Raw genomic sequence first — 13,400 nt, 5'->3', positions numbered from 1 at the left:
CGCTCAGCTCACCGAGACGGTGACGAGCTGTCCCCGGTGGTCGCTCATCCCCCGGCCCGGCACCATCCGATAGTCGTGGACCCGGACCGGACCGGCGGTGAACGCCCAGTCCAACCGCCACAGCGGGATGTTCCCGTCCGGCCAGGAGACCGGGTGGATCTGCTGGCTGGCGGGGAGCGCGTCCCGCAGCCGGCGGCCGAGGGCACGCAACTCGCCCATCGCCGCTGTCGCGTTGAAGTCGCCGGCCAGCAGCACCGGTGCCGGGTTGCCGGCGAGGTCGGCCACCACCGCCCGGTGATGGGCCTGCCGACGGATCTCCTGCGCCCGCATGAAGGCGGTGAACTCGGGCCGTCGCGGGTCCATCGAGACGTCCAGCTGCACCGGGACGTGCACGTTGTACGCTGAGAACACGGTCCCACCCACCAGCAGGTCGGTCCGCAGGATCTTGTGCCGGTAGTAGTCGGCGAAATCGGAGCCGGGCGGCGGACCGCCCAGCCGTCGGTCGGTCAGGTAAGGCGTGGCGTCCAGCGCGTGGTGACGTACCACCGGGTACCGGGACATCGTCAGCAGCTCGCCGACCGCGACGATCTGGTAGTCGGGGAACCGTTCGCGCAGTTCGGCGCGGTGGTCGACGCGGACCGGACGGTGCCCGGCGAGATCCCAGCCGACGTGCTCGCTGAGCAGGTAGACGTCGGCCCGCTGATCGGCCAGGTAGGCGTAGAACCGCTCCGGGTCGTCGCCGTCGTGCCAGTACTCGGTGTTCCAGGCGAACACCCGAACCGCGTCGGCGGGGACGGGCGCAGCGGTGTCGCGTCCGCCCGGCAGGGCGTGCACGTTCAGCCCGGCCAGGTCGGCGCCGAGCACCAGACAACCGACGAGAACCAGGGCGAGCCGGGCGCGGACCGGGCGGGCCAGCAGCGTCAGCGGTGCCAGCAGCAGCGGCACCGCGACGAACAGCAGCGGCGGCATCAGCTCGAACGGACGCCACCACCACTGCGTACCGGTGAGGGTCAGGAACACCGCGAGGAACAGGCTCCAGCCAGCGACGGTGGCGAACACCAGCCGGGTACGCGGTGGCCAACGTCGACGCCGGTGGCCGCCGGGACCGCGGCCCGCCGTACCGCCCGCCGGTCCGTCCCCTGGGGCCGCTGGCGGCGCGGCGGTCCGGGCCGCGCCGCCAGCGGCGGCGAGCAGGTGGCTCATGCCGGTGTCCCGGTCGCCGTCGGAGCGGCCGGCACGGCGGTGGACGGCCACTGTGCGTCGTACAACCGGCGGAACCGGCCCGACACCAGCCACTGCAGGACGCCGACCGCGATGCCGGTGGAGATGGCCACGTTGGTCGCGAACGCGACGGCGGTGAAAACCGTCAGGAAGCCCGCGCCGCGCCGGCGCAGCACGTAGCGGTACATCGCGGCGTCACCGGCGAGCATCCCCGCGAGCAGCGCCCCGGTGGCCAGCAACGCCCACGGGCTCAGCACGACCAGTGGCAGACTGGCCAGCACACCGAGCGCGGCGAGCGCGGCGAGCGAACGTGAGGCGCTCTCGAAGCCCTTGGCGAAGCGCCGACGCCGGGCGAACAGCGGCACCCGCAGCCGCGCCCGGCGGAACAGCTTGCGCATCAGCGGCAGCAGCTTGTCGTCGTCGTCGTGCCAGCCCCGGACCGCGTCGGTGACCCGGATCTGGTAGCGGGTGGACATCCGCTGCCCGTAGTCGACCTCCTCGGTCTGGCGCAGCCGGGGATTGAACGGGCCGACTTCGTCGAACACCCGCCGGGGGATCGCGGTCAGCGACGAGAACAGGAAACTGACCTCGCCGAGCGATGCCATCCGCCAGCAGTACGCCTGCAGCACCCGGCACTGCTCCACCACGCTGTCGCGGATCAGCGGCTCATCTTCGTAGATGCCGCAGACCGCACCGTACTCGGGATGCGCACGCAGTTCGGCGACCGCCGTCTCGATAGCGTCCGGCCGCAGCGCCACGTCCGAGTCGACGAAGAACAGGATCTCGCCACGGGCCGCGGCGGCCCCCATGTTGCGGGCCACCGCGACGCCGCTGTTGCGGGCGGTCCGCAACACCGTGACGGCCCGCTGCCGGGCGATCGCCAGTGAGTCGTCGGTGCTGTGGTCGTCGACAACGATGACCTCGATCGGACGGTACGTCTGGTCCAGCGCCGCGTCGACGCACCGGCCGATGGAGTTGCCGTAGTTGTAGTTCGGGATGATGACGGACACGAGCGGGTCGGCCATTGCTGCTCCTTGTCGGGTTGGGGCGGTAGTCGGCTGAGGGTGGGCCCGCCCGTCGGTCAGCGCAGCCGGGCGGTGAGATCGAGCGGCACGGCGTAGTGCGCGGCGAGCAGCGTGCCGGCCAGCAGCACGCCCCACAGCAGGGCGTTGACGACCATGACCCGGTCGCGCAGCAGAATCCGGGTCGGTTCCCCGCCGTCCCCGTCGACCACCAGGACCTGCAGGTACCGGGCGACAGCGAAGAACGCGAACGGGACCGAGCCGAGCAGGGCCAGACCGGTGTACGGGTCGGCCACCGTCTCCTGCAGGGAGTACAGGAAGGCGACCACGGTCAGCACCGCGCAGAAGACGATGAGGTGATCGAGGTACTGGACCGAGTACCCGCGCAGCGACGGCCGGTGGTCACTGCCGGAGACGGTCACCTCGTGCCGCCGCTTGCCGAGGATGAACAGCAGGCACAGGGCGAAGACCGCGACCAGCAACCACCGGCCGACCGGTGCGCCGACGGCCAGCTGACCCTGGACGACCCGCAGCACGAAGCCGACCGCGACCACGCACACGTCGACCAGTGGCAGGTGCTTCAGGCCACAGCTGTAGGCCAGGTTGAGTACCAGGTAGCCGGCGATCGGCCACCAGGCGATGGTCGGCCCGAGCAGCACCGCGGCGGCCAGCAGCAGCGCCAGGGCAAGACCGACGGCGTACGCCACCGCGACACTGATCCGACCGGCGGCGATCGGCCGGTGGCGTTTGGTGGGATGGGCCCGGTCCCGGTGCCGGTCGTAGACGTCGTTGCCGACGTACACCAGGGACGAGGCGAGGGTGAACAGTACGACCGCCCAGCCGATCCGGGCCAGCGGTCCCGGCCCCAACGCCGGTGCGTCGATCAGGGCGAGCGGAACTACCAGCAGATTCTTCGCCCACTGGTGCGGACGGATCAGACTGATCAGGTCGGTCAGCAGGCCGGGCCGGCGGGCGCCGGCCGGCGGTGGGGTCGGGTTGGGCCCGGCGGTGGGACCGGTGCCGATGGGCTGGTCGATGGCGATGGTCACGACGAGCTCCGGTGGGTGTGGAGGCGTGGGGTGAGCTACCGGACGGTTCAGAAGACGGCCTTGGCCAGGCTCAGGACGCCCTGTTTCCACGGATCCCGGCTGGTCCGACCGGCCGACGGGCCGCCAGCGGGTGCGGCGGCGCGGTTGGTTCGCCACCAGTGGTACGTACGCAGGATCGCGTCGCGGTTGGAGTACTGCGGCCGCCAGCCGAGGACCTCGCCGGCCTTGTCGATGCTGACGTACGAGTCGTTGCACAGCTTGTGGACGAGCCGCCCGTACACCGGCGACAGCCGCAGCCGTTCGAGCAGTCGCAGAACGGCGACGGCGGGGCGCGCCGGGATCGACACCACCCGCCCGCCGTGCCCGGCCGCGTCGAGCACCGCCTGGAAGTCCTCGCGCAGTGTGCCGAATTCGGCCGCGCCCAGGTTGAACGTGTCGTTGGCGTGGTCGGCGGGAGCGTGCAGGACGACCCGGACCGCGTCGACCAGGTCTTCCACGGCGAACATCTGGATCCGCACGTCGCCCCGGCCGAGCACCGGAAAGCTCCGGCCCTCCTCGGCCCATTCGAACAGCATCGCGAACAGGCCCATCCGGCCAGGGCCGAGGAAGGTCTTCGGTCGCAGCATCGGCACGCACATCCCGCTGGCCCGCGAGCGCTCACCGACCTCCTCGGCGGCGGCCTTCGCCCGGCTGTACGGATCGACCGGGCAGCGCGGGTGGTCCTCGGTGGTCGGTACCTGCCTGGGCAGCCCGTACACGGCGGTGGTCGAGATGTGCACGACCCGGTCGGCGCCGACCGCCCGGGCGGCGTCGAGCACGTTGCGGGTGCCGTCCACGATGATCGAACGGATCTCGGGTTCCGGGTAGCTGGGCAGCGCTGCGGCGGTGTGCACCACCACGTCCGTACCGCGCAGCGCCGCGTGGACCCGGGCTGCGTCCCGGACGTCGGCGGTCAGGTAGTCGACGCCGGGCACCGGTTCGGCGGGTGGCCGCAGGTCGACGCTGCGTACCTGCCATCCGTCGCCGGCCAGGGACCGCACCAGGTTGCCACCGAGCATGCCGCTGCCGCCGGTCACGGTCACCGTCCCGGCCGCAGCCCCACTCACCACAGCGACGACACCTTCTCGGCCACGAAGCGGGCCAGCAGCCGGGTCATGCCGAGTGAGAGAGTTCGGTCCAGGCAGTCGAGGAAGTGCTCGACCTCGGCGGTTTCGACGACCAGTGGTGGCCCCACCACCAGCGGGTTTCTGCCGTTGAGTGTGTAGTAGCTGTAGATGTCGTGGTCGCGGTAGAGGGCGTTGATCACCGCACAGGTGACGAGCTTGGTGCCGAACTGCGGATCCTTGGCGAGCCCGCCCGGTGCGACCCTGGCCGCCAGGTCCAGCGAGCGGGCGCTGTTCAGGAAGACGCCCCAGAGCGCACCGGCACCCCGTACCTCGGTCACCACGTCGGGATGTTCCTTGGCGATCCTGGCGAGTCCCGGCGCGAGCACCCGCTCGATGGCCCGTGCCCGGGCCGGGAAGTCCTCGTCGACCGCCACGTTGATCGCCTCGATCGCGGTCGCGGTCTCCTCACCGAAGCCGTAGTAGGTGGTGCTGGTGCTCTGCAACAGCGCGTCGTTGAGGCTGCCGTACGCCTTGGTGAAGATCCGCCGCCGGGCCACGTACGCCGAGATCGACGACTTTCCCCCGCCGAAGGACTTCGAGGTGGTCACCACGTCGGGGATGAGCCCGGGGTAGCGCATGAAGTGGAACATGGTCCCGGTCTTGCCCCATCCGGTGTAGATCTCGTCGAAGATCAACACGATGTCCTCGCGGGTGCACAGCTCACGCAGGCCACGCAGGAACTCCTCCGAGCACCACCGCATCGTCGAGGCGCTGAACGGCTCGATGAGGATGGCGTACACGTCGCTGCGGCCCTTGCGGTCGCGGCTGGCCTCCACCGCCGCCCGTACGGCGGCCAGGTCGTCGTAGTCGAACGACACCACCCCGGGGATGCCGGGGAAGGCGAAGTGGTTCTGGGTGCTGCCGGTGAGGCTGCCGGAGCCGAGCAGCTTGCCGTGGAAGCTGATGTCGCTGCGCAGGATCGTGTTGCGCCGCCCGCCGTGGTACTTGTACGCCAGCTTCACCGCGCCCTCGACGGCCTCCGCGCCGGAGTTCGGCAGGAACGACATGTCGAGGTCGCCGGGCAGGACGGCGGCCAGGTTGTGTGACAGCGCGGCGAGGTACGGCGAGAAGTAGGTCTTGTGCACCTCCATCCGCTGCCGCTCGGCGAACCGGCGTCGGGCAGCCACGATGCGCGGATGGTTGTGGCCGTGGTTGAGCACCCCGACGCCGCCGGTGAAGTCGAGGATCCGCCGGCCGTCGCGGGTGTGGATGTAGGCGCCTTCGGCCCGGTCGGCGAGTTCCCGGCCGAACCCGAACGAGGTCATCAGGCTGACCTGGCCCTTGTTCACGTGCCGGCGGTACAGGTCGTGCACCTGATCGACGCTGAGATGTTCAGCATCGTCGATGGACAACAGTGGTGGCATCTCGCTGGGTCCTTCTTTCTCCGATCGCGGCGAGCAGGTGCCCGCCGTGGTGGACGGTGGCGTGCGGTAGCGGGTCAGAACGAAGCCTGTGCCGGGGACCGTTCCGCCGAGGTGTCCGCCGACGTGGCGGCCGCCCGCGCGGCACGCCGGTCGCGCAGCGCGGTCACGAGCAGGGCGGCCCCGGCGGTGAGGACCTCGGCGAGCGTGCAGAGCACCCGGCTGGCGATGGCGGTGGTGACCGCCGCCGGCAGCGCTAGCACGACGGTGAGGGCGGCGATCAGCAGGACGTCGCGCACCCCGACGCCGTCCGGGACGAACAGGGCCAGGGTGCCGGCCACGCTGGCGATCGCGAAGGAGCCCAGGGCCACTGGCAGCGCCTCGACCGGTGCGGCGCCCAGCAGGGTGGCGACCAGCCAGACGTGCACCCCGAACAGCACCCACGAGGCCGTCTGCCAGCCGATCGACCGCCGCAGGTGCTCCGGCCGGGCCAGCCGGGCCGGCTGCGGGCGACGAGCCAGCCGGGCCGCCACGGCCACCACCCGGTCGACCAGCGCAGGCCGGACGAGCAGCAGCCCGAGCAGCGCGCCGAGGGCCGGGAAGAGCCAGAGGGCGTGGGCGCCGAGCAGGACCGGCGCGACCAGCAGACTGACGGCCCCACCGCTGAGCAGCACCACCACCACGTTCACCAGGTAGATTCCGGCCATTCTGGAATGGCTCACCCCGGCCCGCTCGCCGAGCTTGAGCAGGGCGAGTAGTCCCCAGACCCGGCCGGGCAGGAACTTGCCGAGGAAGCCGACGAAGAACATCCGGACACCGGCGGTGCCCGGCACCGGCGCGCCGGTCGCCGAGATCGTCAGCAGCCAGGCGCGGGCGGCGCAGAGCAGGCCGCCCGAGGTGACCGCGAGCGCCGCGGCCAGCGCCGGTACCGTCTGCGGGCGAGTCAGCTGGCCGAGCGTCGACCAGTCCTGGCCACGTAGTGCGAGCGCGATGGCGACGCAGACGCCGACCACGAACGCCCCGACGACCAGCCGCCCGACGAGCCGGCGACCACGCCGGAGAGGGCCGGGTGCCGGCTCTCGGCCGGCGGGTGCCGGCGCGTCTGTGGCCATGTCGGCCTGCTCCCTTCGTCGTGTCGGATGGTTTGTCGGCGGGCCGCCCGCGCAGGGCCGGTCGTGGGCCGATCAGGCTCACCACCACGACATTCGTCAATGGACTGACGGTAGGGGCCGGCCCTTGGGCCGGCCAAGGTGGCAGAGCCCCATTCGCCGACAAACTCCATGAAGGTGGCGACACCGGCTACGACGAAGGACGCGCGACGCCTCGACCAACGACGCGTACGGATGCAGCCGGGACGCACGTGCACCGCCGGTCGGACGACGCGCGAACAGGCGGAACGCAGGCTGTCGGACGAGGTTTCGCCACCCACCCCGGAAGCACGACAAACAGGCCGGCAAAGTCCGACCGGTTAGGATTCCAGTTGATTTATATCGGTAAATTACCGAAGCAACACTTATGGCCTGCATGAATCGCAACCAGAGGCTACATACAAGCGGCCCGGGCAGGGATAATCCAATCCCGACACTCAGACCCTGCAAGGGGTGGATGTTCCAGTCGGGAGCGCTATCATAAGTCTCCGTGACAGGAGTCGACGGGGAGGCCTCTTGACAACTGGGCGTGACGCGGACGCGGCCCGAAGCCCGGACACCACGGGGATCCTCGACGAGATCCTCAGCGCGTTCACCAGGGCCCTGCGGCGGCAGGGCAGCCAGTTGATCAGCCGGCCCGAGGTCGTCGACCAGCTCGCCGGCCAGGTCGCGTCGGTCCTCGACGACGTGGCGGCTCAGCTCGAACTGCCGGACGCACCCCGGGTAGCGCTGACCGGCGAGGCTCGACTGTCTAGTGTCGAAATAGGTGTGCAGCGGGCCGAGCACGGCATCCATCCGGTGGAGTCGCTACGCGCCGCCATCACGTTGTTCGAGGTAGGCCTGCCGATCATCAATCGCGAGTTCGCGCCCTCCGACAACATCAGCGCGACCCGGATCAGCAGACTGTTCCATAAGGCGATCATGGCGCGGGTCGCCGTCGGATCCCTGTCCTACGTGACGTTCCTGATGACAAAGCTGCAGGAGTCCCGGCAGGAGGAACGGCGACGGATAGCTCGGGAGTTGCACGACCGGGTGCTGCACGGCATGAGCTTGACGCTGCACCGACTGGATCTGAACCGGCACTACGCCGATCACGACCAGGCGCGTGCGCGGGCCCATCTCGACAGCGCGGTCGAATACCTCGGCGAGGCGGTGCGCACCGTGCAGCAGCTCTCCGCTGAGCTGCGCCGTTGTGTCGGCGAGGAGGGCCTGGCGAGCGCGCTGCGCGACCACCTGAAGGTGACGACACCACCATCGGTACGGGCCTCGCTGCGCGTCGCCGGCGATGTCAAGGCCCTGCCGCCGGACACCACCGAGGAGCTCTACCTGATCCTGCGCGAGGCGGTCCGCAACGCGCTACGCCACGCCGCACCACGCCGACTGGACGTCACCGTCGACGTAGCTGCCACCGAGGTGCGCGCCGTGGTCTCCGACGACGGGCAGGGCTTCGACCCGGGTGGCCCGGACCGGGTCGGCGGCGGACTACCGTCGATGCGGGAGCGGGCAGTGCTGCTACGGGGCCGACTCGCCATCGCCAGCGAGCCAGGTGAGGGCACCCGCGTCGAGGTACGGGTCCCGCTGATGGAGAGCGGGCTTTGACCGCCCCGGACCGGCCGCAGATCCGGGTCTGTCTCGCCGACGACCACACGCTGATGCGCGACGGCATCCGCGAGATGCTCTGCACCGATGCCGGATTCACGGTCGTCGGCGAGGCGTCGACCGGGCCGGAGGCGGTAGCGGTGTGCGTCCGGTTACGACCAGACGTCCTGCTGCTGGACGTGGAGATGCCGGGCCTCGGCGCCGCCGCCGTCGTCCGTCAGGTCGGCCGGGCCGCTCCACAGACCCGGGTCGTCGTGGTGACCATGCACGACGACCCCGACCTCGTGTCCGAACTGCTGGCGGCCGGCGCGGTCGCGTACCTGCTCAAGACGATCCTGCGGGACGAACTCGTCGCTGCTGTCCGGTCGGTGGTGCGCCGGCCCATGCAGAACGTCCTGCTGGCGGTGTCCCGCGCGACCGTGGAACGGCTCGACCGGCAGCGACCGCGCACCACGACGCCGTTGACCGAACGCGAGTTGGAGGTGCTGCGGTTGACCGCCGAGGCGCTGAGCAACGCCCAGATCGCCGGGCGGCTGTGCATCACGGAGGCCACCGTGAAACGGCATCTGACAAACATCTACGCGAAGCTGCGCGCGGTGTCGCGAGTCGACGCGGTCCGCAAGGCCACCGCGGCGCGGCTGATCAAGCCGGTGCCGCAGGCACCGGTCAGCTGACCGGGCTCGCCCGCCTCGCCGGGTTTCGGCGCTCGGCGACGCCGGGCCGATCGGACGCCCGGCGATCGGGACAGTTTCCGTACTGACTCAGCCGGGCTTCAACGACGGACCGGGGCGGCCGTTCACAGCTCGTCAGCCCGATGGGGCCAGATGTAGACATCGGCCGGGGCAACCGAACTGAGGCCGCGACGCGGGCAGAGATCCAGCCGTTGGCGCTGAACCACCGCTCGGCCTCCTGGGCCGTAAACCAGTGCTTCGACCACTCCCCTGCCGACGCTCTGGCGTATCGGATCCGCACCCTTCGCGGCGAGAGACCCGTGCGCGCGGTTATCCTGGTTGCCGGCCAGCCCGCAAAGGCGCACCATGACTGACGTGGACAAACGCCTGCGCTGGTTCAACGAAGGCGCTCCCATGCTGCGGCTGGTCCTCGATCGCCTCAGCCATGGCGACAAGCTCCCCGTCGGCGAGGACTACTACGCCTGCCCGTGCTGCCTGACGGCCTACTCCCGTGAAGCCATCGCCGCCGGCGTCCTCACCGTGGAGCACGTACCTCCTCAAGGGCTCGGCGGACGCGGTCTGCTGCTGACGTGCAGCAAGTGCAACAACAGCTCCGGCACCCACTTCGACTCCCACGCCATCCGCCGAGCCGATGCCGAGGACTTCATGCGGGGCAAAGTCACCGGCCGTACTCTGCCAGCGACCTTCCGCATCGATGGCATACCCCTGCGCGGTACGGCCCAGTGGACTGAGGAGGGCATCCAGATCTTCGGCGTTCCCAAGCGGAACGACAGAAGAGTCCAGGACGCCCACTTCGCGGCGCTCGACGCCTACGCCGAAAGCGGCAACACCAGCCCCAACGCCTCGTTCACCGTCCACGCCCGCTTCGACGAAGCCCGCGCCCGGCTGTCGTGGATACGCGCCGCCTACCTGGCTGCCTTCGCCGCCATCGGGTACGTCTACATCTGGCGGGAAGTCATGTACCCCGTCCGGGAGCAGCTCAAGAACCCGGACGCCCGCATCCTCCCCACGTACATGTTCCGGCGGCCGGAGGCTGCACCGGACGAACGGCGCATCTTGCTGGTCGACGAACCGGACGAGCTGCGCTGCGTCGCCGTCTCCATGGGCGAGCACACCGTCTTCCTGCCGGGCCTTTGGCGCACGCAGACATGGGACCAGTTGGGCGAGGCGTTCGGCCGACATCGGACGGAAGGGGACCGACTCAGCCTGAACCTGAACGGCAAGGAGATGCCGTGGCCGAGGTGGCCGACGTATTTCTTGGACAGGTAGGCATCGATTCCGACGCCCAGATCTGCACGGCAGCCACGCAGCGACGAGGAGGGGAAGCGGCGCGGTGGGAATCTTGAAGTCGCGGTATCTCGCGCACGGGTCAATGTCTCGTACGGCGCAGATCGAGCCGCCGCCATTTCGGGGAGACAAACCCCCTCGCCGCTTGGCACAACCCATAGGGACACCCCCAGAGCCGGCTCGTTCGTGTCGCTCGGGTTGGCATAGTCCCTGTCGCCGATGAGGCTGGGGTAAGGGGTTAGGTACCTAATAGGGCGAGTGGGGTGGTGGGGAGCCTGCCGAGCACGGGTACGGGTGCGAAGGCTTCGGCGTACCGGACACCGACGCGTCCGCCGTGGAGGCGGGCCAGGGTTACGGCCATTGGCCCGAAGTGTTCGGTGATGGGTTGGGACTGGTGCACGGCGAGCGCGGTGGTCTTGGTGCGCCAGCCGTGGGTGATGTCGATGATGGTGGGCAGATGGAGTGGGTGTCCGTTCCGGTCGAGGTTGTGGTAGCTGTCGCAGGTGTAGACGGCGTGGGGTCTGCCGGTGCTGATCACAACATCGGGTAGCGCGGTGAGCAGCGTCTGCGCTGCGTGTTGATGGTCGGGGTGGATGTCGTCGGGGTTGTGAGTGATGACGACCTCGGGCTGAATGCCGACGAGAAGTTCCCGCACCGCGTCTACGGTGATGGCGTCCAGCAGGTGCGGTGTCGCACCGAGGATTCGAGCGCCAGCGACGGCTTCCCGACGCCGTGTCACGTTGATGCTGGGGACCGCGATAGTGACGGGTACGCCGGTGGCGGCGTGTACGGCGAGGGTTCCGCCGGCCCAGAGTTCGGCGTCGTCGGGGTGGGCCATGACGGTGAGGATTCCGCCGGTGGGGGTGGCTACCACAGCCCGAGTTCCTCAACGATGTCGGCTGGTCGGGGCAGGGCAGGACTGGGTGTGCCGGTCGGGTGGTGGGGCAGGTCGAGGGTGGTGGTGAGTCGGATGAGGTCGCGCCATTTGAGGGCGAGGTCGTACTGCTCGGCGACGGTTCGGCCGCGGCCGTTGGCGAGCCGGCCAGAGCCGGGAAGGTCTTCCAGGTGAAGTCCGCCGTCGAGGAGCCGCACGGCGGTCTTGGCACCGATGCCGTGAACGCCAGGTATCTCGTCGGCGGGGTCGCCGGCCAGGGCGCGGAAGTCGGTCCACTGGTCGGGGGTGACCTGGTGGCGGGCGTACACCTCGCCGGGGGTGACGAGCCGGTGGCCGGCGCGGAAGCGGGTGTTGAGGACGTGTACGCGGTCGGTGACGAGTTGGTAGTAGTCCCGGTCACGGGACATGACGATCACGGATCGCGGCGCAGGCGTGGCGTGGACGAGGGTGGCGATGACGTCGTCGGCTTCGGCGTGTTCGAGCTCGATCCAAGGTATGCCACAGCTGTCGAGGCCCCGCTTGACGTCGGGCAGGAACCGCAGCGGCAGGAGGGCTTCGTCGTCGGTGGGCCGGCTGGCCTTGTACCCGTCGTGTTCCTGCTGGCGTGCCCGCGAGCCGTGTTCGCCGTCCCAGACGACGATGACTTCAGGGCTGCTGCCGGGGATCTCGTTGCGGATCGCGACCCGTAGCAGGGCGAAGAAGGCGAACAGCCCGGTGAGCAGACGGGTCTTGTCGCGGGAGTAGATCGGTGCGGGGAAGCCGAAGGTGGCTCCCCACAGGAGGTTGTGTCCGTCGACGAGCAGCAGCGGCGGGACGGCTGCGGTGTCGGCGGGGATTGGGAGCGTTGGCTGCATGGGGCGACCGCCCATCAGCTCACCACCTTCAGGAGTTGGCCAGCGATGTGGGCGGGTCGATAGTCCCGCGCGCGGTAGTAGCCGACCCTGGAGATGCGTTCGTAGCGTACCGGGTCGTGCAGGAGCTGGTCGGCGGCGCGCCACAGCCCGGCGTGGCCGCTGGCCTGCTCGACGATGACTCCTCCGTCGCCGATGAGCGTCGGGAGGTGGTCGACGTCGAGGGCGATGACGGGGGTGCCGACGGACATTGCTTCGAGGGCGACCAGGCCGAATGTCTCGGCCAGGGAAGGCACGATGCAGACGCTGGCGGCGGCGAGCCAGGCGGGCACCTCGGCCCATCGCAGACCTGGCCGGAGCTGCACTCCGGCTCCGACGGCGAGACGCCGCGATTCACCAAGTAGCTGATCTTGGCCCCCGGTGGAGGTCTCGAACCCGGCCGCGGCCAGGGCGATCTCGACGGCGTACCCGGACGGGCGATCACTCGCAAGAGCGAGCAACCGCGTGACACCCTTCTCCGGCCCCAGGCGGGCCGCGTCCAGTCCGGGACCCGAGGTCAGCCGTACTCAAGACCAGTAGCCTGCTGTGGGCGGCGCGGGACCATGTCGATCTCCCGCAAGAGTCGACCGCGCCGCCCATCACCCGAGCAGGACACCGGTCATCGGAAGCTGTGACTCCCGGAGGGCGGTCCCGCTCCCCCTGTGGACCGACCCAGGTAAGGGCCGGGACAGCAGCATGCCCGTTACCGGAATCCGGTAACGGGCATGTGATGTGCTCGTACAGCTGGTGGGCGATACTGGGTTTGAACCAGTGACCTCTTCCGTGTCAAGGAAGCGCGCTCCCACTGCGCCAATCGCCCTCGTTGTGACGAGGTGGAGACGGGATTTGAACCCGTGTACACGGCTTTGCAGGCCGTTGCCTCGCCTCTCGGCCACTCCACCGAGGTTGCCCCCGACGTGCTGTGGTGGCATCTCCGAGCGGACGACGGGACTCGAACCCGCGACCCTCACCTTGGCAAGGTGATGCGCTACCAACTGCGCTACGTCCGCTTGTCTCAGCTGGCCTTCCCGCCCTCGGGCGTTCCTGCCAACGGATGGAAACTTTAGCCC

Annotated in this window: 12 protein-coding genes and 3 tRNA genes; 3 read left to right on the top strand and 12 right to left on the bottom strand. The window is 69.8% G+C overall.

Annotation, left to right across the window (positions count from 1 at the left end):
* Positions 1-3: 3 nt before the first annotated feature.
* The 6 genes from O7621_RS16435 to O7621_RS16410 form a co-directional block, all read right to left on the bottom strand.
* Positions 4-1,203 (bottom strand): endonuclease/exonuclease/phosphatase family protein, encoded by a 1,200-nt coding sequence (locus O7621_RS16435; protein WP_282230074.1) that lies wholly within the window; start codon positions 1,201-1,203, stop codon positions 4-6.
* Complete coding sequence (locus O7621_RS16430) at positions 1,200-2,246, bottom strand: glycosyltransferase family 2 protein (protein WP_282230073.1); 1,047 nt, start codon at positions 2,244-2,246, stop codon at positions 1,200-1,202. Before O7621_RS16430 ends, O7621_RS16435 begins: the two co-directional genes overlap by 4 nt.
* Before the next feature lie 56 nt (positions 2,247-2,302).
* A complete protein-coding gene (locus O7621_RS16425) occupies positions 2,303-3,292 on the bottom strand; it encodes a decaprenyl-phosphate phosphoribosyltransferase (protein ID WP_282230072.1) in 990 nt (329 codons plus the stop codon).
* Positions 3,293-3,339: 47 nt separating this feature from the next.
* Positions 3,340-4,398, bottom strand: coding sequence for an NAD-dependent epimerase/dehydratase family protein (locus tag O7621_RS16420; RefSeq protein WP_282230071.1), 1,059 nt, complete (start codon positions 4,396-4,398; stop codon positions 3,340-3,342).
* Positions 4,395-5,723 carry an aminotransferase class III-fold pyridoxal phosphate-dependent enzyme gene (locus O7621_RS16415; protein WP_282234622.1) on the bottom strand — a complete coding sequence of 443 codons (1,329 nt, stop codon included), beginning with the start codon at positions 5,721-5,723 and terminating at the stop codon, positions 4,395-4,397. Before O7621_RS16415 ends, O7621_RS16420 begins: the two co-directional genes overlap by 4 nt.
* Before the next feature lie 173 nt (positions 5,724-5,896).
* Positions 5,897-6,931 carry a lysylphosphatidylglycerol synthase domain-containing protein gene (locus O7621_RS16410; protein ID WP_282230070.1) on the bottom strand — a complete coding sequence of 345 codons (1,035 nt, stop codon included), beginning with the start codon at positions 6,929-6,931 and terminating at the stop codon, positions 5,897-5,899.
* Between the two features lie 552 nt (positions 6,932-7,483).
* On the opposite strand from O7621_RS16410, the gene O7621_RS16405 reads away from it, so the two are divergent.
* From O7621_RS16405 to O7621_RS16395, 3 genes are all read left to right on the top strand, one after another.
* Positions 7,484-8,566: a sensor histidine kinase gene (locus O7621_RS16405; RefSeq protein ID WP_282230069.1), complete on the top strand. Its 1,083-nt coding sequence runs from the start codon at positions 7,484-7,486 to the stop codon at positions 8,564-8,566.
* Entirely contained in the window at positions 8,563-9,240 is a 678-nt protein-coding gene (locus O7621_RS16400; RefSeq protein ID WP_281554129.1) for a response regulator transcription factor, read from the top strand. The genes O7621_RS16405 and O7621_RS16400 overlap by 4 nt, the downstream gene beginning before the upstream one ends.
* A gap of 372 nt (positions 9,241-9,612) precedes the next feature.
* Positions 9,613-10,527 (top strand): HNH endonuclease, encoded by a 915-nt coding sequence (locus O7621_RS16395; RefSeq protein ID WP_282230068.1) that lies wholly within the window; start codon positions 9,613-9,615, stop codon positions 10,525-10,527.
* Between the two features lie 256 nt (positions 10,528-10,783).
* On the opposite strand, the gene O7621_RS16390 is transcribed toward O7621_RS16395, so the two are convergent.
* The 6 genes from O7621_RS16390 to O7621_RS16365 form a co-directional block, all read right to left on the bottom strand.
* Positions 10,784-11,419, bottom strand: coding sequence for a PIG-L deacetylase family protein (locus O7621_RS16390; RefSeq protein WP_282230067.1), 636 nt, complete (start codon positions 11,417-11,419; stop codon positions 10,784-10,786).
* Positions 11,413-12,309: a 5'-3' exonuclease H3TH domain-containing protein gene (locus O7621_RS16385; RefSeq protein WP_282230066.1), complete on the bottom strand. Its 897-nt coding sequence runs from the start codon at positions 12,307-12,309 to the stop codon at positions 11,413-11,415. The genes O7621_RS16390 and O7621_RS16385 overlap by 7 nt, the downstream gene beginning before the upstream one ends.
* The gene (locus O7621_RS16380; RefSeq protein WP_282234621.1) at positions 12,309-12,818 is read right to left on the bottom strand and encodes a glycosyltransferase family 4 protein; all 510 of its coding nucleotides are present in this window, start codon (positions 12,816-12,818) and stop codon (positions 12,309-12,311) included. Before O7621_RS16380 ends, O7621_RS16385 begins: the two co-directional genes overlap by 1 nt.
* A 257-nt stretch (positions 12,819-13,075) precedes the next feature.
* Positions 13,076-13,150 (bottom strand) — tRNA-Val (locus tag O7621_RS16375).
* Between the two features lie 11 nt (positions 13,151-13,161).
* A tRNA-Cys gene (locus O7621_RS16370) sits at positions 13,162-13,232 on the bottom strand.
* 35 nt (positions 13,233-13,267) lie between these two features.
* Positions 13,268-13,340: transfer RNA gene (locus tag O7621_RS16365), tRNA-Gly, on the bottom strand.
* Positions 13,341-13,400 lie beyond the last annotated feature (60 nt).

This window comes from Solwaraspora sp. WMMD937 (assembly GCF_029581175.1).
Classification (GTDB): domain Bacteria; phylum Actinomycetota; class Actinomycetes; order Mycobacteriales; family Micromonosporaceae; genus Micromonospora_E.
This window is presented reverse-complemented; position numbering and strand designations above follow the sequence as displayed.